The following is a 17,282-nucleotide window of genomic DNA, read 5'->3' on the forward strand; positions in this document are numbered from 1 at the left end:
GGAAAATTGTCTTTTATCGGTCTACTACTTACTGCCGGGCGATCTTTCGTCCGGCAGTATTGCTAATATAATACGGCACCGCGGGGGCGACTGCCGAGCGGGGGTTTGGAGATGAATGCGGTGTTGAAGAATATTGGTATTATCGGTGCCGGCCAGATGGGCTGCGGCATCGCGCATGTTTCGGCCGCCGCAGGTTACAGGGTTCACATCTACGATCTCTCGCAGGACCGCATCGAATCCGGCCTCGCCACCATCAACGGCAATCTCGCCCGCCTGGTGACGAACGGCAAGATGACCGACGAGGAGCGCAAGGCGACTTTGTCGCGCATATCAGGCTCCGCCGATGTCAACGATCTCGCCCCGTCCGATCTCGTCATCGAGGCGGCCACCGAGGACGAAAGCGTCAAGCGCAAGATTTATAGCCAGGTTTGTCCGGTGATGAAGCCGGAAGCGCTGCTGGCCACCAACACCTCTTCGCTTTCCATCACCCGTCTTGCCGCCGCCACCGACCGCGCCGAGCGCTTCATGGGCATACACTTCATGAACCCGGTGCCGGTGATGAAGCTGGTCGAGCTGGTGCGCGGCATTGCAACCGATGAGAAGACCTTCACCGCCGCCAAGGAGTTCGTCGGCTCGCTGGAGAAGACCGTCACCGTCGCCGAGGACTTCCCAGCCTTCATCGTCAACCGCATCCTCTTGCCGATGATCAACGAGGCGATCTATACGCTCTACGAAGGTGTCGGCACCGTCGACGCCATCGATACGGCGATGAAGCTCGGCGCCAACCATCCAATGGGGCCGCTGCAGCTTGCCGATTTCATCGGCCTCGACACCTGCCTGTCGATCATGCAGGTGCTGCATGACGGCCTGGCGGACTCGAAGTATCGCCCCTGCCCGCTGCTGGTGAAATATGTCGAAGCCGGCTGGCTCGGACGCAAATCCGGCCGCGGCTTCTACGATTATCGTGGCGAAGTGCCCGTCCCGACGCGGTAAGCAGACATCATCAGAAAGGGCGAATGGACCGCACGCCCGCGAAATGCTTTCCTTACCGGGAACGGAGGAATGCCATGTCGACCGAAACACCCATGTTCCTGCTGCAATGTTGCGTCCTGATCGGACTCGCAGGCGTCTTCCTCATAAGAGGCGATGGGGACTGATATCCTCACGACCCGATTGCGCCCTTGATCAGCGCCTTTGCATCTTCGCTGTCCCAGGCGGCAGGCCCGTTCATGGCGGAAATCAGGCAGCCCTTGTCGTCGAGCAACAGCGTCACCGGCAGGCCGAAAGCGAGACCTTCCTTCTTCAGGCTGTTGAAGACGCCGATCGTATTGTCGCGGTAAAGCTGCAGCGCATCGACACCGGTCTCGGCAAGGAAAGTCTTCGGCTTTTCATCGTCGCCAGTGTCGATATTGACCGGCACGACCTGGAATTTGTCGCTGCCCATCTCCTTTTCCAGAGCGTTCAGCGCCGGCATCTCCTCGCGGCAGGGCACGCACCATGTCGCCCAGAGATTGAGCAGCACGGTCTTGCCGGCGAAATGGTCGAGCGTCAGCGGTTTGCCATCCGGTCCGTTGAAGGACACCGTGGTCAGTTTGCGCGGCTCGTTGGCGGCAACCATGGCGGCGACCTGACCCTTCATGAGCGGCGTCAGATTGGCGGCGCGCCCCTTTGCCAACGGGCATTCGGCCGAAGCGCTGCTGCCGATGCCATTGCCAATGCCCGTCTCCTTCACGTATACCGCTGCCGCACCTGCAACGACACCTGCGACGGCGGCGATTGCGATCAGTTTTCCGGACGGCAGGCCGAAGGGTTTTTTCGTCGTCATTTCATTCTCCAGGACGGGCATCTTATGGCCGAGAACAACACGGACACCAAATCCTCCAACCAGATGTGGGGCGGGCGTTTCGCTTCCGGCCCGGACGCGATCATGGAGGAGATAAATGCCTCGATCGGTTTCGACAAGAAGCTATTCGCCCAGGATATCCGTGGTTCCGTCGCCCATGCGACGATGCTCGCCCATCAGGGCATCATTTCATCGGACGATAAGGACAAGATCGTTCACGGGCTAAACACGATCCTGTCAGAAATCGAAAGCGGCAATTTCGAATTCTCGCGCCGGCTCGAAGACATCCATATGAACATCGAAGCGCGCCTGGCAACGCTGATCGGACCGGCCGCCGGCCGCCTGCACACCGCCCGCTCGCGCAACGACCAGGTGGCGCTCGACTTCCGCCTCTGGGTGAAGGAAGAGCTTGAGAAGACCGAGAAGATGCTGACCGGCCTGATTGCCGCCTTCCTCGACCGCGCCGAGGAACATGCCGAAAGCGTCATGCCGGGCTTCACCCATCTGCAGACTGCCCAGCCCGTCACCTTCGGCCATCACTGCATGGCCTATGTCGAAATGTTCGGCCGCGACCGTTCGCGCGTGCGCCACGCGATCGAACATCTGGACGAAAGCCCGATCGGCGCGGCTGCGCTGGCCGGCACCGGCTATCCGATCGACCGCCACATGACGGCCAAGGCACTGGGTTTCCGCGAGCCCACCCGCAATTCCATCGATACGGTCTCCGACCGCGACTTCGCCATCGAGTTCCTGGCGATCGCCGCGATTACGGGCATGCATCTGTCGCGCCTCGCGGAAGAGATCGTCATCTGGTCGACGCCGCAATTCGGTTTCGTGCGTCTATCCGACGCCTTCTCGACCGGCTCCTCGATCATGCCGCAGAAGAAGAACCCCGATGCCGCCGAACTGGTGCGCGCCAAGACCGGCCGTATCAACGGCTCGCTGATCGCCTTGCTGACGATCATGAAGGGCCTGCCGCTCGCCTATTCCAAGGATATGCAGGAAGACAAGGAGCAGGTCTTCGACGCAGCCGAGAGCCTGGAGCTGGCGATCGCCGCCATGACCGGCATGGTGCGCGACATGGCCGTCAACACAGCGCGCATGAAGGCGGCGGCCGGCTCCGGCTTTTCGACGGCGACCGATCTTGCCGACTGGCTGGTGGGCGAAGCAGGCCTGCCCTTCCGGGACGCCCATCACGTCACCGGCCGCGCCGTGGCGCTCGCCGAAAGCAAGGGCTGCGATCTTGCCGAGCTGCCGCTCTCCGACCTGCAGGCGATTCATTCCGCAATCACCGACAAGGTCTATGACGTGTTGACGGTGGAAGCCTCGGTCGCCAGCCGCAAGAGCTTCGGCGGCACGGCGCCCTCTGAAGTGCGCAAGCAGATCGCCTTCTGGCGCGCCCGCAATTGAGAGAGATCGGGCGGGTGAAAGCCGTCTCCCCCTTCCTGCAAGCGCGGAAATGCCGTCCAACAATCAGGGTGCACAAGGCGGATAAACTTCGCTATGAAGATCCCGTCGTTCGATATGAAGATATCAGCCATACGCCGCACAAGAGGATATCCATGCAGAAGAGCTTGCCGCACCTCATCCGCCTGACGGCGGTGCTCGCCGTCATCGGCCTTGCCGTTGCCGGATGCGGACGCAAGGGCGATCTCGATCCGCCGAGTGCTGCGGCGACGAAGGAAGGCGACGTTTCCAAGCCGACGAAACAGCCCGGCACCGTCGATAAGCCCTTCCTTCTTGACCCCCTCCTTTAAGGCGCGCGCCCCGTGAACCATTTCGATTACCGCGACGGCATCCTTTACGCCGAGAACGTCCCCGTTCCCGAGATCGCCAAGGCGGTCGGTACGCCGTTCTATGTCTATTCCACCGCAACGCTGGAGCGCCACTATCGCGTCTTCTCCGAAGCCTTCGCCGATGTCGACTCGATGGTCTGCTACGCGATGAAGGCGAACTCGAACCAAGCCGTGCTGAAGACCTTGGGACGCCTCGGCGCCGGCATCGACGTCGTCTCGGAAGGCGAACTGCGCCGTGCGCTTGCTGCCGGCATTCCGGCGAACCGCATCATGTTTTCCGGCGTCGGCAAGACGCCGCAGGAGATGGATTTCGCGCTAGAGGCCGGCATCTACTGCTTCAATGTCGAATCTGAGCCTGAGCTCGAGATCCTCAACCAGCGCGCCGTCAACGCCGGCAAGAGAGCACCGGTCTCCTTCCGCATCAATCCGGATGTCGATGCCAAGACGCATGCGAAGATCTCGACTGGCAAGAAGGAAAATAAGTTCGGCATTTCCTGGGATCGAGCCCGCGCCATCTATGCCCATGCCGCCAAGCTGCCGGGGATCGATGTCACCGGCATTGACATGCATATCGGCAGCCAGATCACCGAGCTGCAGCCCTTCGACGACGCCTTCAAGCTGCTGCGCGATCTCGTCGCCACGTTGCGTGCCGACGGCCACGCCATCCATCACGTCGATATCGGCGGTGGCCTCGGCGTTCCCTATAAGGATGACAACAATCCGCCGCCGCTGCCCGATGCCTATGCGGCGATCGTCAAGAACCAGCTGCGCGGTCTGAACTGCAAGATCGTCACCGAACCCGGTCGCCTGATCGTCGGCAATGCCGGCATTCTCGTCACCGAAGTTCTTTATGTGAAGGACGGCGGCGAGAAGACTTTCGTCATCGTCGACGGTGCGATGAACGACCTCATTCGCCCGACGCTCTACGAGGCCTATCACGAAATCCGTCCGGTGACGATTTCGGCGGCAAACGCGCCGCGCATCCGCGCCGATGTGGTCGGCCCCGTTTGCGAGACCGGCGATTATCTGGCGCTCGACCGCGAAATGGCGATGCCGAAGCCCGGCGACCTTATGGCCGTCAGCACTGCCGGCGCCTATGGGGCCGTCCAGGCCGGCACCTATAACAGCCGTCTGCTGGTGCCCGAGGTTCTGGTCAAGGGCAGCGATTTTCATGTGATTCGCCCGCGCAGGACCTATGCCGAGCTGATCAGCCTCGATTCCGTTCCGGCCTGGCTCGACTAGAGCATGTTGCGCAAAAGTGTGAAACGGTTTTTCGATAACGACAGGCGTAAAACAAAGAGTTAAAGCGCAAGAAGCGAATCTGAAAGACCACGACGCGCTTTAGCAGCAACATCACTTTTCGGCGAATAAACGTGAAAAGGCGGTATTCCTGCCCGTTCGCCCTCGCCTTCGCCACAAAGAGTGTTATCCTTTCGTTCATGAGCGTATTGCCCCGCAATCGCCGGAAGCGCCCTCTGTACCAGAACGCCAGATCGCGGAGACCGGACCGATGACAAGCCCCTCAAGGCAGAGGAAGGGTGCATTCGCGCTCCGCCCCTCGCTTGCCCGGCTGGTAACGACAAAACGCCTGCTGGCGCGCACCGTGCTCTTCTTCGAGCAACTGCTGCCGCTGCTGATGCCGGTCCTCTGCATCGTCGCCATTTATCTCTCGGCCTCCTGGTTCGGCATCTTCCGCAACGTGCCGGACTGGCTGCGCATCTTGCTGCTGATCGCCTTTGCCGCGGCGTTCCTCGTCTCGCTTGTCCCCTTCCGCCATCTGCGCTGGCCGAAAACCGCTGAAGCCGATCGCATGCTGGAAGAGCGCAATGGCCTGCCGCACCAGCCAGTTTCGGTCCAGGAAGACGAGCCCGCCTACAACACGCCCTTTTCGCGGGCACTTTGGCGTGAGCACCAAGTGCGCATGGCCGAAAAGATCGCAGCACTCGATGCCGGCATGCCGCAGCCTGATATCGCCGCACATGACCGCTTCGCCCTGCGCGCCATCCCTGCTCTGCTGCTCGTCACCGCTTTTGGCTATTCGCTGTCGCTCAACGGCGGCTCGGTCAGTGACGCATTGCAGTCAGCGCCCGAGCAGGTGGCGGTCGATCCGGCGGTGCGCATCGACGCCTGGGTGACGCCGCCCTCTTATACCGGTCGCGCGCCGGTTTACCTGACCGCCGACGGCAGCGAACAGGCGCCGATCGGCATTCCGCAGTTTTCCGGTCTCACCGTGCGCGTCAGCGGCGGAAAGACGGCCGAGAAGGTCGTGTTCCGCAAGGCGAACGGCGAGGCGCGGGATATCGCCGTACAGACCGACACAAGGCCGCAGCAGGCAAGCGCACCTGCCGGCGAGCAGCCGACGGCCGGCGCGCCTGCCAACAATGCCCTCATCGCACAGACGCATGTGATGAAGCTTGAGGAAAACGGCGCGCTCGAGGTCAACGGTCGCCGCTGGAGCTTCGACGTGCTGCCCGACAAGGCGCCTGAAATCGCCTTTGACGGCATGCCGAAGGCAAGCGTCAACGGCGCGCTGGAAATCGGCTTCACCGTCAAGGACGACTATGGTGTCCAGGAGGCCCATGCGGAGATCGTTCCTCTGGAAAACGATCCGGCGGCGACGCCGCTCTATCCACTGCCGGAGTACCGGCTGGATATTCCCCGCCGCAACGCCCGCGACGCCAAGGGCGTGACCAGCCGGAATCTGACCGAACATCCGCTTGCCGGCAAGCCGGTGCGCATTACCCTCGTCGCCAAGGATGCCGCCGGCCAGACCGGCCGCAGCCCGCCCTACGAAATGACGCTGCCGTCGCGGCCCTTCAACGAGCCGCTTGCCGCAGCCGTCGCCGAGGAACGGCAGGTTTTCGCGCTCGATACCCGTAAGATGCCGCAGGCGATCGCGCTGAACGAGGCGCTGACCATCCGTCCCGAGGAGACCATCCCCAAGCTCACCAACTACCTGCTGCTGGAATCGGCCTTGGCCCGCATGAAGCTGGCAAAGGGCGAGGAGGCGCTGAAGGATACGGCCCAGTATCTCTGGGAGATTGCGCTCGGCATGGAGGACGGCGATCTTTCGCTTGCCGAGCGCAAGCTGCGTGAAGCCCAGCAGAAGCTTGCCGACGCATTGGACCGCAACGCGCCCGACGAAGAGATCAAGAAGCTGATGGATGAGCTGCGCAAGGCGATGCAGGACTATCTGACGGAGCTTGCCGAACGCATGCAGAACGCCCCGACGATGCAGCCGAACCAGAATGCGCAGAACATCCTGCGCCAGCAGGATCTGGAACGGATGATGGACCAGATCGAGAATCTCGCCCGCTCGGGCAATCGCGACGCGGCACAGCAGATGCTGTCGGAATTGCAGCGCATGATGAACAACCTGCAGGCTGGCCGGCCGCAGCGGGGCCAGCAGGGTCAGGAAAACAGCGAAGCCCGCAAGCAGATCGACAAGCTCGGCGAGATCCTGCGCGATCAGCAGAAGCTGATGGAAGAAACCTTCCGCCTCGATCAGCAGCTCAAGGACCGTATGCAGCGTGGCGAATCCGATATGGGCGAAAACGATCCACTGCTCGACGAGATGATGCCGGGAGAGAATGGCGAGCCGCAGGATCAGCAGCAAGGGCAGCAAGGCCAGAGCCAGCAAGGTAAGGGCCAGCAACCTTCCGACCAGATGACCGCCGAGCAGCTCAGGGAAGCACTGAAACAGTTACGCGCCCAGCAGGATGCCCTCGGCAAGCAGCTCGGAGAATTGCAGAAGAAACTCGGCGAAATGGGCATGAAGCCCGGCCCGGGCTTCGGCCAGGCCCAACGCGAGATGGACGGCGCCGGCCGCGAGCTCGGCCAGGGCCGCGGCGACACGGCCGTCGAGAGCCAGGGCCGTGCCCTGGAAGCCCTTCGCCAGGGTGCCCGCGACATGATGAACCAGATGATGCAGGCGCAACGGGGCCAGCAGGGACAGGGCCCGAACGGCCAGGTCGGCCAGGGCGATCAGAACGGCCGGGATCCGTTGGGACGGCCACGCATGAGCAACGGCTATATCGACGACGATGGCGTGAAGGTGCCTGACGAAATCGACGTTCAGCGCGCACGCGAAATTCTCGATGCGATCCGCGAGAAGCTCGGCAACAATCCGCCACAGGAAATGGAACGGCGGTACCTCGAGCGGCTTCTGGACATCCAGTAAGCCTCATACCGCCGTCAAAGATAGCCGCGCGCTTAAGCGACGAGTGCCCGGGCGACAGCCTTGCGTATATCGGGAAGCGCAAATGGCTTGGCGACGACGTCGATGATTTTTTCTGCAAGATCGTCGGCGCGCTCGCGCTGCTCGGCATAACCGGTCATCAGCAGGATCTTCAAAGCAGGGAAGGCGTCTTTCGCCTGATGGGCGAGTTCGATGCCGTCCATCACGGGCATGCGGATATCCGACAGCAGCAGATCGTAGACCCCGTCCTTCAGCTTCTCCAGCCCCTCGGCGCCGTCGGCCGCCTCATCGGTCTCATGACCGTCGAGCCGCAAGGCCCGGGCTACGAAAGACCGCAGGGAATCCTCGTCTTCCGTAATCAGAATTCTTGCCATATGTGCATTGCTCCGTCTTCAGCCCCGCGACGGAAATCACCAGACTTTCCTTTTCGATCGGTAAAGATGGCGAAGCGATGGACGAGATGGTTAACAACCCGTCTTCACGCGGCAATGACGTGACGCCCGCATTCCGTCAGGCGTCGCCGGTCACCACGCCGACGAAGGGGAGTTCGCGAAATGCATAGGCAACGTCCATGCCGTAACCGACGACGAAGTAATCGGGACATTCGAAGCCGACATAATCGGCCTCCAGCTTTTCCTTGCGCTTGACCCGCTTGTCGAGCAGCACGGCGATCGTCACGTTGCGCGCGCCACGTTCGAAGAGCAGCTCCTTGGCAAAGAGCAGCGTCCGGCCGGACTCGAGAATATCGTCGATCAGGAGGACGTCTCGGCCATGCACGTCGCTGTCGATATCCTTGACGATGCGCACCCCCTGGGAAACCGTGCCGGTGCCGTAGCTCGACAGCGTGATGAACTCGACCTCGGGAGCAAGCCCGGTGTCGTGCAGGGCGCGGATCAGGTCGGCGGCGAAGATGAAGGAGCCCTTGAGCACGGCAATAACGAGCAGGTCCTTGGTCGGGCCGTTGGCGATCTCCCGCGCCATCGCATGATTGCGCTCCGCGATCTGCTCGGCGGTGAAGAGCGGCTCGATGTTTTTTCCGCGCACGACAGGCATAAGGGCTTGCTCCATGAAAAGAAGGGTAAGCCGTTAGCACATATGCGCGCCTGAAACAGCCTCGCCGTTCATGAAATCAACGGGATTGGCCCGCCCTGTGGCGGAAAGCCATCACGAATCCGGTTATTTCTACGGCAGGAAGGAAAGCCGAACCTCCGGCAATTTTCCCCCGGCGTGCTGGACTCGCGCCGAAAAACCACGGCTTTGGCCGTCATAGATGACGTCGGCGGGCGGATCAATGACGACGCTTGCCGTCAGCCGTTCGTCTGCCACCAGATCGGCGCGGATCGGATGCACCGTCTGCGTCGTGCCGCTTTCATTTTCGATGATGCCGTTGACGACGAGCACACGCATGCCGTTCGCATCACGCGGCGTCACGGTGACATGGGTGAAATGCAGCGGCGCTCCGGAGGAGGCGCCCGCGGCGGAAAGGCCGGAAAAGCCGCCTGCGACCCCGAAAACGAGCACGGCAAGCGCCAGTACCAGCACCGCGAAGCTGCGCAGCGACGCCCGCTGCAGCCAGGATTCCGCCCTTCGCAGAGCGGAAGCAGTCATCGCCAGCAGGAACGGCGGCCGTGCGGCGCGCGCTGCCGCCATGCGCCTGCTGTTGTCGTTATGGATCCTGGAGCTGAAGTCCTTCGGCCGGGTCTTGCCGACCGTCACGAATTCGGCGTCGGAAATATCGGCAGGACGTGTCGAACGATACTGGCGGCGCGCGGGTTCGGGCGGCAGGAAATCATAGGCCTGGCCCGGTGTCCGGCGGCTGAAGGAGGATGCTTCCATGGTGGCTGCCTCGCAGATGTCCACATGGTTTCGCTGCCGCAAGAAATCTTGGCATTGAAACGAATCCTCCTCAGTCGTAAATTTTAATGGTTAATGCTTCGCAAAGATTGCCATCAAACGGGCGTCTTTCCGGCAAAATTTACCGGCTGTTAACGGTGTTGGTTAACAAGTCGCGCGGTGAAACCAAGAACAGACTGAGCTGCCCGTTGATCCACTTCGAGAATGTCGGTTTGCGCTACGGCATGGGCCCGGAAATCCTCCGGGACCTGACCTTCGACATTCCGAAGAAATCCTTTCAGTTCCTGACGGGCCCATCCGGTGCCGGCAAAACCTCGCTGCTGCGGCTGCTCTTCATGTCGCTGCAGCCGACACGTGGCCTGATCCGCATGTTCGGGCGCGACATTTCCGAAATTCCCCGGCCGGAACTGCCGCTGCTGCGCCGGCGCGTTGGCATCGTCTTCCAGGATTTCCGCCTGCTCGACCATCTCACGACCTATGAAAACGTCGCTTTGCCCTTGCGGGTGCGCGGCAAGGAGGAAAGCTCCTACAAAACCGATGTTCTGGAACTCTTGAAATGGGTCGGGCTCGGCGAACGCATCAACGTGCTGCCGCCGGTCCTCTCCGGCGGGGAGAAGCAGCGCGCCGCCATCGCCCGGGCGCTGATGGACCGGCCGGAAGTCCTGCTGGCTGACGAGCCGACGGGCAATGTCGACCCGCCGATGGCGAGGCGCCTGCTCAATCTTTTCCTCGAACTCAATCGGCTTGGTACGGCGGTCGTGATCGCCACCCATGACCTGACGTTGATGGAACAGGTGGAAGCCCGCCGTATGATCCTCTCGGAGGGGCATCTCGATATCTATGACTGAGCCCCCGTCCAGGAACCGAGAGAAGGCGTCGGCCCAGCCTGCCGCCCAGCAGAAGCGCCCGGAAATGCGTGTGCGCCCGACCGCGCCGATCCTGCCGCCCTCCAATATCCAGGGCAATGCCCTGATGGTGGTCATATCGATCATGGCCTTTCTCGCCTGCCTGACGCTCGGCGGCGTCAGCATGGTGCGTTCGACGGCGGCAAGCTGGGAGAGCCAGATCTCCCGCGAGATCACCATCCAGATCAAGCCGGACGACAATCTCGATATGGAAAAGGCGCTGACGCAGGCACGCGACCTGGCGCTGACCTTCGTCGGCACCAAGAGCGGCCAGATCGTCGACGAGGCAGCCACCGCCCGGTTGCTCGAACCCTGGCTCGGGCCTGGTCTTGATCTCAAGGATCTGCCTGTTCCCCGTCTCGTCGTCATCACCATCGACGAAAACAATCCGCCGGATTTCGATGCGATGCGGGGCCTCCTGAAGGACAGCATCCCGCAGGCGAGCCTTGACGATCATCGCACCTGGGTCGACCGGCTGGTCTCCATGGCGCACACGACGGTGCTGATCGGCACCGGCGTCCTGCTCCTGGTTTTCTCGGCCATGGTGCTGACCGTCGTCTTCGCCACGCGCGGCGCGCTGTCGGGCAACCGCCACATCGTCGAAGTGCTGCATTTCGTCGGTGCCGAGAGCTCCTTCGTCGCTACTGAATTTCAGAAGCATTTTCTGAAGATCAGTCTCAAGGGCTCGGCGATCGGCAGCGCGCTTGCGGCTCTTTTCTTCGCCACCGCCGGCTTCTGGCAGAGCCGCACGCTGGCCACGCCGGAGACGGATCAGGCGACGGCGCTATTCGGCACCTTCTCCGTCGGCGTACTCGGTTATGCCGGCATCTTCGCGACGATGATCGTCATCGCGCTCTTGACGACCGTCACGGCGCGGCTGACCGTCATGCGGACGATCTATGAAATCGATACATTGCGTTCGGACCCGACACGCACCGACGGCATCGCAAGTTGATCGTGCCATGCCGTTTTATCGTGAAAGCGTCTGTTCCGCGCCGCAATCAGCGTATAATCACGATTCATGACCATGGGCGATACGACACGCAATCCGATTCGGCAGGACCCGGAGCTTGATCGTCCGGCGGGCCTGCCGCCGCGGCGCGGTCCGATCCGCCGCCTGCTGCGCTGGGGCGGCTTTGGCTGCGTTCTGGCAATCGCCCTGGTGTTCGGCGGCTTCCTGCGGTTTGCCGATTCCGTAACCACGCTCAAGCCACCGGTCGAGCCCAAGGCAGACGCGATCGTCGTGCTGACCGGTGGCTACCAGCGCATCGACCAGGCCGTGGAACTGCTGCAGAAGGGGGCGGGCAAACGACTGCTGATCTCCGGTGTCCACCCGACGACGACGCCGGCGCAGATTCGCAAGATGACGCAAGGCCCGGCCGATCTTTTCTCCTGCTGCGTCGATATCGGCCATGATGCAATAGATACGATCGGCAACGCCGAGGAAACCTCCAACTGGATCCACGCCAGGGGATACAGAAGCGTTCTCGTCGTCACCAACAATTATCACATGCCGCGCAGCCTCGCAGAACTCTCCTATGTCGATCCGGACATCGAGTTCATCCCCTATCCGGTGGTCAATTCGGATCTGAAGACCCGCAACTGGTTTACCGACCCGAACGCGATGCGCGTCATGCTCGCCGAATATGCAAAGGTGCTGTTAACAGGCGCCCGAAATATCACCGGCTTCGGCCGTCACACCGGACTGCGCTCGGCAAGCGTATCCGCCGCAGACTGAGCTTTTGCATCGAGGCCGCATCAAACGCTTTTTATGACCGGCAATATCGTGTAGGCCGGTCGCATGAGCCTGCCTCGGGATAATTTTATGATCGCCCTGCGTTCCGTCCTCTTCAACACGATCTTCTACGCCAATCTCATCATCCGGATGATCGTGCTCTCGCCCTATTATTTCGTGGTGCCGCGGCTGACGGCCTATGCGATTCCGAAGAATTGGGCGCGCTCCAACCATTGGCTGATGCGCATGATCGTCGGCACGACCTTCGAGATCGAGGGGCTGGAGAACCTGCCTGAGGGCAGTTTTATCCTGGCGCCGAAGCACCAGTCCTTCTGGGACACCTATGCGCTGCTGCCCAATCTCAAGGATCCGGTCTACATCCTGAAGCGCGAGCTGATGTGGATTCCGCTCTTTGGCTGGTATGCGAAGAAGCAGCGCATGATCCCGGTCGACCGCGGCGCCCGCGGCAAGGTGATGGTAGAAGTGCTGAAACGCACCAAGGAAGAGCTTTCGACCGGCCGTCAGCTGATCATCTATCCTGAGGGCACCCGCCGCCCGCCGGGGGCGGAGCCGGTCTATAAATACGGCATCGCCCGCATGTACCGCGATCTTGGCATTCCCGTCGTGCCGGTTGCCATGCATCCCGGCCTCTTCTGGCCGCGGCGGAGCGTCCGCCGCTATCCCGGCCATTTCAAGGTCAGGATCCTGCCGCCGATCATGCCGGGAATGGATCCCGATGCCTTCTTCGCTCATCTGATCGAGGTCACGGAACGGGCAAGCGACGAGCTCCTCATCGACACCGTCGACCGTAATCCGCATCTGCCGTTGCCGCCAACAGCGGTCGCTCGGCTGACCGAGTTGCGCAAAGTGACGGCGGCGACGGCCTGATCAGCCGGCCCGCAGCCGCTCCACCTCGTTGCCGACCTGCTCCAGCCATGGGTCGCGAATGCCCATCTGTTTCAGGTGCTCAAGCGTGTTGAAGACATAGGCATCGTTCGGGCCTGACTGTCCTCTGGCCTCGTTCACAACCCGCGCGGCCGCAAGCGCATCGAGCGTACCGGCATATTGCTCGTGGTCGCGATCAGCGATGTAGGTAACCGCTTCCGTTCGGCGACCGCCGGCAAACTGCAGCCGAACCCGGCGCTCCAGATAGACATTGGTGACGAGTTCGCGGGCACGGAGATATTCGATCACCTCGTCCCATTTGTGCGCCGAAATACGGAACGCCATGCCGCGGCATGCTCCACCCCTGTCGAGGCCGAGAACCAGGCCCGGATTGTCGCGCGTGCCGCGATGAACGAAGGATCGGACGCACAGCGAACGCCGGTAACCATGCACCAGAGCTTCTGCCCGCTCCAGGAACTCGAAGCCCGGATTCCACATAAGCGAGCCGTAGCCAAACACCCAAAATTCGTCCATATCGCACGCCAGACCGGAATCACTTTGCGATTCACCATTGGAGAACATCATGGCAGCGTCAAGCCGATCCGGCAGCAGCCAAACCGGCAACAGCAAGAAATTCTGGTTGCTGGGCGGAGGCATCCTCCTGGTGATCGCCCTTTATACCGGCGGCTGGTTCTATGCCGCATCGGCTTTGAAAACGACGGTGTTGAAAGCAATCGCGCCGCGCGATCAGGCAGGCGTCACCGGCGAATGCTCCGATATCGAATTCCGCGGCTATCCCTTCCGCATCGGTCTGTTTTGCTCCAAGGTCGATGTCGACGACAATGTCAACGGCGTCTCCGCCACCTTCGGCGCATTGCGCTCCGCCGCGCAGGTCTATGCGCCGAGCCATATCGTCTGGGAGCTCGATTCGCCGGCCGAAATCCGCACCACAAACGGCCTTTCGGTTTCGGCTCAGTGGACGAATCTGCAGGCGAGCCTGACGACCAAGCTGCAGGGCGTTGATCACAGCTCCACCGTCATCAAGGGTCTTAAGGCGACGGCAGTCTCCTCCTATACCGGTCAGACCATCAGCTTCGATGCGGCTCGCACCGAAATTCACCTGCGCCAGAACGGCGCCGATCTCGACGGCGCAATCTCGGTGCAGGATGCGAACACCGCGATCAAGGACTGGCCGCAACTCTTCCCGAAACTCTCCGCCAGTATCGATCTCACGATCGCCGGCAAAGCCGGCCTGATTGACGGCAGCGACCCGAACGGCCTCAATGGTTCTGCCGGCGAACTGCGTCGCATCGTCGCCGACATCGGCGACGGTAAGGTGATGACGCTCACCGGCCCCTTTTCCTTCGACGAGCAAGGCTTCCTCTCCGGAAAATTCAAGCTGGAAATCGAACGACTCGGCCCCTGGGGCGATAGCCTGAAACAGGCCTTCCCGGATATTGCCTCGACCATCAACACGGCGACGAAGATGTTGAAGGCGCTGGCCGGCGGCAGAGACAAGGTCTCGGTCGATCTCGTCGTCGACCGCGGCAATGCCACCGTCGGCGGCTTCATTCCGCTCGGTCAGATCCCGCCGATCTAATCAATCCGTTTGGTGAAGAACACCTCAGGCACCGATTGCAGGCCAAGCAACTCGATCGCGCCCGTTTCGGTAAATCCGTTGCGGCGATGCCAGTCCTGCGGCCGGCTCTCGTCGCATTCGATCGACGTCATCAGCAGCCGGGCGCCATCGCCACGCATGGCCGCTTCCCAGGCGAGAAACAGTGCGGTGCCGACGCCCGACCGGCGATTGCCGGGCAGAACGCGGATCATCTCCATATAGGGAACCCTGCCCCAGAAGCGGGAGAAGCGCAGGAAGCCGACGATCTCGCCGGACTCCCTGGCAATCAGGTATTCGCCAAGCGCCACGCATCGCGATACCCACGCCTTGCCGGCACCGGCATCCTCGCGAGCCAGCCAGTCGATATCCGCCTGACTTGCGCTCGCCACCTCCACCATCGCGAGAGTCTACTTCTTATCAAGCGGGTGGGGGCGGCCGAAATCGGGCGCGTCAACATCCTGGCCAGCCTGGATAATCGAGCGACGGATGGCGCGCGTGCGGGTGAAGAGTTCGAAAATCTTGTCGCCTTCACCCCAGCGGATCGCGCGCTGCAGATAAGCGAGATCTTCTGAGAAGCGCGCCAGCATTTCGAGGATCGCATCGCGATTGTGCAGGCAGACGTCGCGCCACATCGTCGGGTCGGAAGCGGCAAGTCGGGTGAAATCGCGAAAGCCGGAGGCCGAATATTTGATGACCTCGGACTCCGTCACCGTCTCCAGATCGTCGGCGGTGCCGACGATGTTGTAGGCAATGATATGCGGCAGGTGCGAAACGATCGCGAGCACCTTGTCGTGATGCTCCGCATCCATCTCGTCGACCTTGGATCCGAGCGCTTCCCAGAAGCTGCGCAGCCGCTTCAGCGCCGTCTCGTCGGTTCCCGGAACGGGCGTGAAGATGCACCAGCGACCTTCGAAGAGGCCGGGGAAACCGGCATCCGGGCCGGATTTTTCCGTGCCGGCCAGCGGATGACCGGGGATGAAATGCACGTGGTCGGGCATATGCGGCTGCATTTGCGCGATCACCGATGCTTTGGTGGAACCAACATCGGTGACGATTGCCCCCGGCTTCAGGCTGCCGGCGATTTCCTTCGCCACGCTTTCCGAAGCGCCGACCGGAACCGAAACGATGATGAGGTCGGCATCTCGAACAGCATCGGCCGAAGAGGTCGTATAACGGTCGCCGAGGCCGAGCTCTTCGGCGCGCTTCAGCGTATCGGCACTGCGCGTTGCGACGACGATCTCTTTGGTAAGCCCGAGCCGCCGGATATCGTGAGCAAGCGAAGAGCCGATCAGCCCGATGCCGATCAGCGCGATGCGATCGAACAGCACGCTCATGCCTGCCGTCCCATGAACTCACGCAGCGTGGCGATGACGCCGCGATTGGCCTCTTCAGGACCGATGCTCATCCGCAGCGCATTGGAAAAGCCGTAGCTGCGCACGGCGCGCAGGATGTAGCCGCGGCTCGTCAGGAGCTCGTCGGCATCGGCCGCGCGCCTGCCGTCGACGTCAGGAAAATGAATGAGCACAAAATTGGCGACGGAGGGCGTCACTTTCAGCCCGATCGCTTCGAGGGCCTCGGTGAGCGTCTCCACCCACATCTGGTTGAAAGAGACGGCCTGCTGGACGAAGGCCTGGTCGCGGATGGCCGCGGCACCGGCGGCAATCGCGGCCGCATTCAGGTTGAACGGAGCGCGGACACGGTTCACGGCGTCGACGATCTCCGCGGGCGCATACATCCAGCCCACGCGCAGAGCCGCAAGACCGTAGGCCTTCGAAAAAGTGCGGGTCATCACCACGTTGGAACTGGACGATACAACCTCGATGCCGGCTTCATAATCGTTGCGGCGCACATATTCGGCATAAGCCGCATCGAGCACAAGCACGACGTGTTTCGGCAGGCCGGCCTGCAGACGGCGGATTTCGCTGACCGGAACATATGTACCGGTGGGGTTGCCTGGATTGGCGATGAAGACGATCTTCGTCCTTTCCGTCACCGCTGCCAGGATCGCATCGACGTCGACGGTATAGTCCTTCTCCTTGACGACGACGGGCGTGGCACCCGTGCCCATGATCTGGATCTTGTAGACCAGGAAGCCATGCTCGGTGATGATGCCTTCGTCGCCGGCGCCCAGATAGACATGGCAGAGCAGGCCGAGCAGCTCGTCGGAACCATTGCCGCAGAGGATGTTTGCCGGATTGAGGCCATGCACAGCGGCGATCGCCTCGCGCAGTTCAATTGCCTGCCCGTCGGGATAACGTCCCAGATTGTCGGCAGCTGCCTTGACGGCGGCGATCGCCTTCGGGCTGGCGCCGAGCGGCGTTTCGTTGGAGGAAAGCTTGTAGACGCGGGCAACACCCGGCGCGTGTTCCTTGCCCGGCACATAGGATGCGATATCGAGAATACCGGGACGCGGAACGGGCTTGCTCATCTCAACGCTCATGGGTCGAC

18 protein-coding genes are annotated in these 17,282 nt (G+C 61.8%); 10 read left to right on the forward strand and 8 right to left on the reverse strand.

Going from position 1 to position 17,282, the window contains the following annotated elements; translation table 11 throughout:
* Positions 1 to 111: 111 nt before the first annotated feature.
* Positions 112 to 993, forward strand: coding sequence for a 3-hydroxybutyryl-CoA dehydrogenase (locus AMK00_RS19495; RefSeq protein ID WP_064805274.1), 882 nt, complete (start codon positions 112 to 114; stop codon positions 991 to 993).
* 169 nt (positions 994 to 1,162) lie between these two features.
* Here AMK00_RS19495 and tlpA read toward each other — a convergent pair whose 3' ends face one another.
* A complete protein-coding gene (gene tlpA / locus AMK00_RS19500) occupies positions 1,163 to 1,825 on the reverse strand; it encodes a thiol:disulfide interchange protein TlpA (RefSeq protein ID WP_064806374.1) in 663 nt (220 codons plus the stop codon).
* Between the two features lie 24 nt (positions 1,826 to 1,849).
* On the opposite strand from tlpA, the gene argH reads away from it, so the two are divergent.
* The 4 genes from argH to AMK00_RS19520 all read left to right on the forward strand — a co-directional run bounded on the left by argH (position 1,850) and on the right by AMK00_RS19520 (position 7,819).
* Positions 1,850 to 3,253, forward strand: coding sequence for an argininosuccinate lyase (gene argH, locus AMK00_RS19505; RefSeq protein ID WP_064811451.1), 1,404 nt, complete (start codon positions 1,850 to 1,852; stop codon positions 3,251 to 3,253).
* Positions 3,254 to 3,405: 152 nt separating this feature from the next.
* The gene (gene lptM, locus AMK00_RS19510) at positions 3,406 to 3,600 is read left to right on the forward strand and encodes an LPS translocon maturation chaperone LptM (RefSeq protein WP_003582619.1); all 195 of its coding nucleotides are present in this window, start codon (positions 3,406 to 3,408) and stop codon (positions 3,598 to 3,600) included.
* A 12-nt stretch (positions 3,601 to 3,612) separates the two neighbouring features.
* Complete coding sequence (gene lysA / locus AMK00_RS19515; RefSeq protein ID WP_064805278.1) at positions 3,613 to 4,881, forward strand: diaminopimelate decarboxylase; 1,269 nt, start codon at positions 3,613 to 3,615, stop codon at positions 4,879 to 4,881.
* Between the two features lie 268 nt (positions 4,882 to 5,149).
* Positions 5,150 to 7,819 carry a TIGR02302 family protein gene (locus AMK00_RS19520; protein WP_064811452.1) on the forward strand — a complete coding sequence of 890 codons (2,670 nt, stop codon included), beginning with the start codon at positions 5,150 to 5,152 and terminating at the stop codon, positions 7,817 to 7,819.
* 32 nt (positions 7,820 to 7,851) lie between these two features.
* Here AMK00_RS19520 and AMK00_RS19525 read toward each other — a convergent pair whose 3' ends face one another.
* From AMK00_RS19525 to AMK00_RS19535, 3 genes are all read right to left on the reverse strand, one after another.
* Entirely contained in the window at positions 7,852 to 8,211 is a 360-nt protein-coding gene (locus AMK00_RS19525; RefSeq protein WP_010028815.1) for a response regulator, read from the reverse strand.
* Positions 8,212 to 8,347: 136 nt separating this feature from the next.
* Positions 8,348 to 8,890, reverse strand: coding sequence for a hypoxanthine phosphoribosyltransferase (hpt, locus tag AMK00_RS19530; protein WP_064805282.1), 543 nt, complete (start codon positions 8,888 to 8,890; stop codon positions 8,348 to 8,350).
* A 129-nt stretch (positions 8,891 to 9,019) separates the two neighbouring features.
* Positions 9,020 to 9,673: a hypothetical protein gene (locus AMK00_RS19535; RefSeq protein WP_064811775.1), complete on the reverse strand. Its 654-nt coding sequence runs from the start codon at positions 9,671 to 9,673 to the stop codon at positions 9,020 to 9,022.
* 206 nt (positions 9,674 to 9,879) lie between these two features.
* Here AMK00_RS19535 and ftsE point away from each other — a divergent pair, with 206 nt between their 5' ends.
* From ftsE to AMK00_RS19555, 4 genes are all read left to right on the forward strand, one after another.
* Positions 9,880 to 10,539, forward strand: coding sequence for a cell division ATP-binding protein FtsE (gene ftsE / locus AMK00_RS19540; protein WP_064805284.1), 660 nt, complete (start codon positions 9,880 to 9,882; stop codon positions 10,537 to 10,539).
* A complete protein-coding gene (locus tag AMK00_RS19545; RefSeq protein ID WP_064805286.1) occupies positions 10,532 to 11,551 on the forward strand; it encodes a cell division protein FtsX in 1,020 nt (339 codons plus the stop codon). The genes ftsE and AMK00_RS19545 overlap by 8 nt, the downstream gene beginning before the upstream one ends.
* A gap of 66 nt (positions 11,552 to 11,617) precedes the next feature.
* A complete protein-coding gene (locus AMK00_RS19550; protein ID WP_189636981.1) occupies positions 11,618 to 12,334 on the forward strand; it encodes a YdcF family protein in 717 nt (238 codons plus the stop codon).
* An 87-nt stretch (positions 12,335 to 12,421) separates the two neighbouring features.
* Complete coding sequence (locus tag AMK00_RS19555) at positions 12,422 to 13,219, forward strand: lysophospholipid acyltransferase family protein (protein ID WP_064811453.1); 798 nt, start codon at positions 12,422 to 12,424, stop codon at positions 13,217 to 13,219.
* Here AMK00_RS19555 and AMK00_RS19560 read toward each other — a convergent pair whose 3' ends face one another.
* Positions 13,220 to 13,750: a gamma-glutamylcyclotransferase gene (locus AMK00_RS19560; RefSeq protein ID WP_064811776.1), complete on the reverse strand. Its 531-nt coding sequence runs from the start codon at positions 13,748 to 13,750 to the stop codon at positions 13,220 to 13,222. It abuts the gene before it with no gap.
* Between the two features lie 49 nt (positions 13,751 to 13,799).
* Here AMK00_RS19560 and AMK00_RS19565 point away from each other — a divergent pair, with 49 nt between their 5' ends.
* Positions 13,800 to 14,816 (forward strand): DUF2125 domain-containing protein, encoded by a 1,017-nt coding sequence (locus tag AMK00_RS19565; RefSeq protein ID WP_064811454.1) that lies wholly within the window; start codon positions 13,800 to 13,802, stop codon positions 14,814 to 14,816.
* Here the strand turns inward: AMK00_RS19565 and AMK00_RS19570 are convergent.
* The 3 genes from AMK00_RS19570 to hisC are packed head-to-tail and all read right to left on the reverse strand — an operon-like array spanning position 14,813 to position 17,262.
* Positions 14,813 to 15,232, reverse strand: coding sequence for a GNAT family N-acetyltransferase (locus AMK00_RS19570; RefSeq protein ID WP_064811455.1), 420 nt, complete (start codon positions 15,230 to 15,232; stop codon positions 14,813 to 14,815). The two genes, AMK00_RS19565 and AMK00_RS19570, sit on opposite strands and share 4 nt — an antisense overlap.
* Before the next feature lie 9 nt (positions 15,233 to 15,241).
* The gene (locus tag AMK00_RS19575; RefSeq protein WP_064811456.1) at positions 15,242 to 16,168 is read right to left on the reverse strand and encodes a prephenate/arogenate dehydrogenase family protein; all 927 of its coding nucleotides are present in this window, start codon (positions 16,166 to 16,168) and stop codon (positions 15,242 to 15,244) included.
* Positions 16,165 to 17,262, reverse strand: coding sequence for a histidinol-phosphate transaminase (gene hisC, locus AMK00_RS19580; protein ID WP_189637614.1), 1,098 nt, complete (start codon positions 17,260 to 17,262; stop codon positions 16,165 to 16,167). The genes AMK00_RS19575 and hisC overlap by 4 nt, the downstream gene beginning before the upstream one ends.
* Positions 17,263 to 17,282 lie beyond the last annotated feature (20 nt).

This window comes from Rhizobium sp. N621 (genome assembly GCF_001664325.1).
GTDB lineage: Bacteria > Pseudomonadota > Alphaproteobacteria > Rhizobiales > Rhizobiaceae > Rhizobium > Rhizobium esperanzae.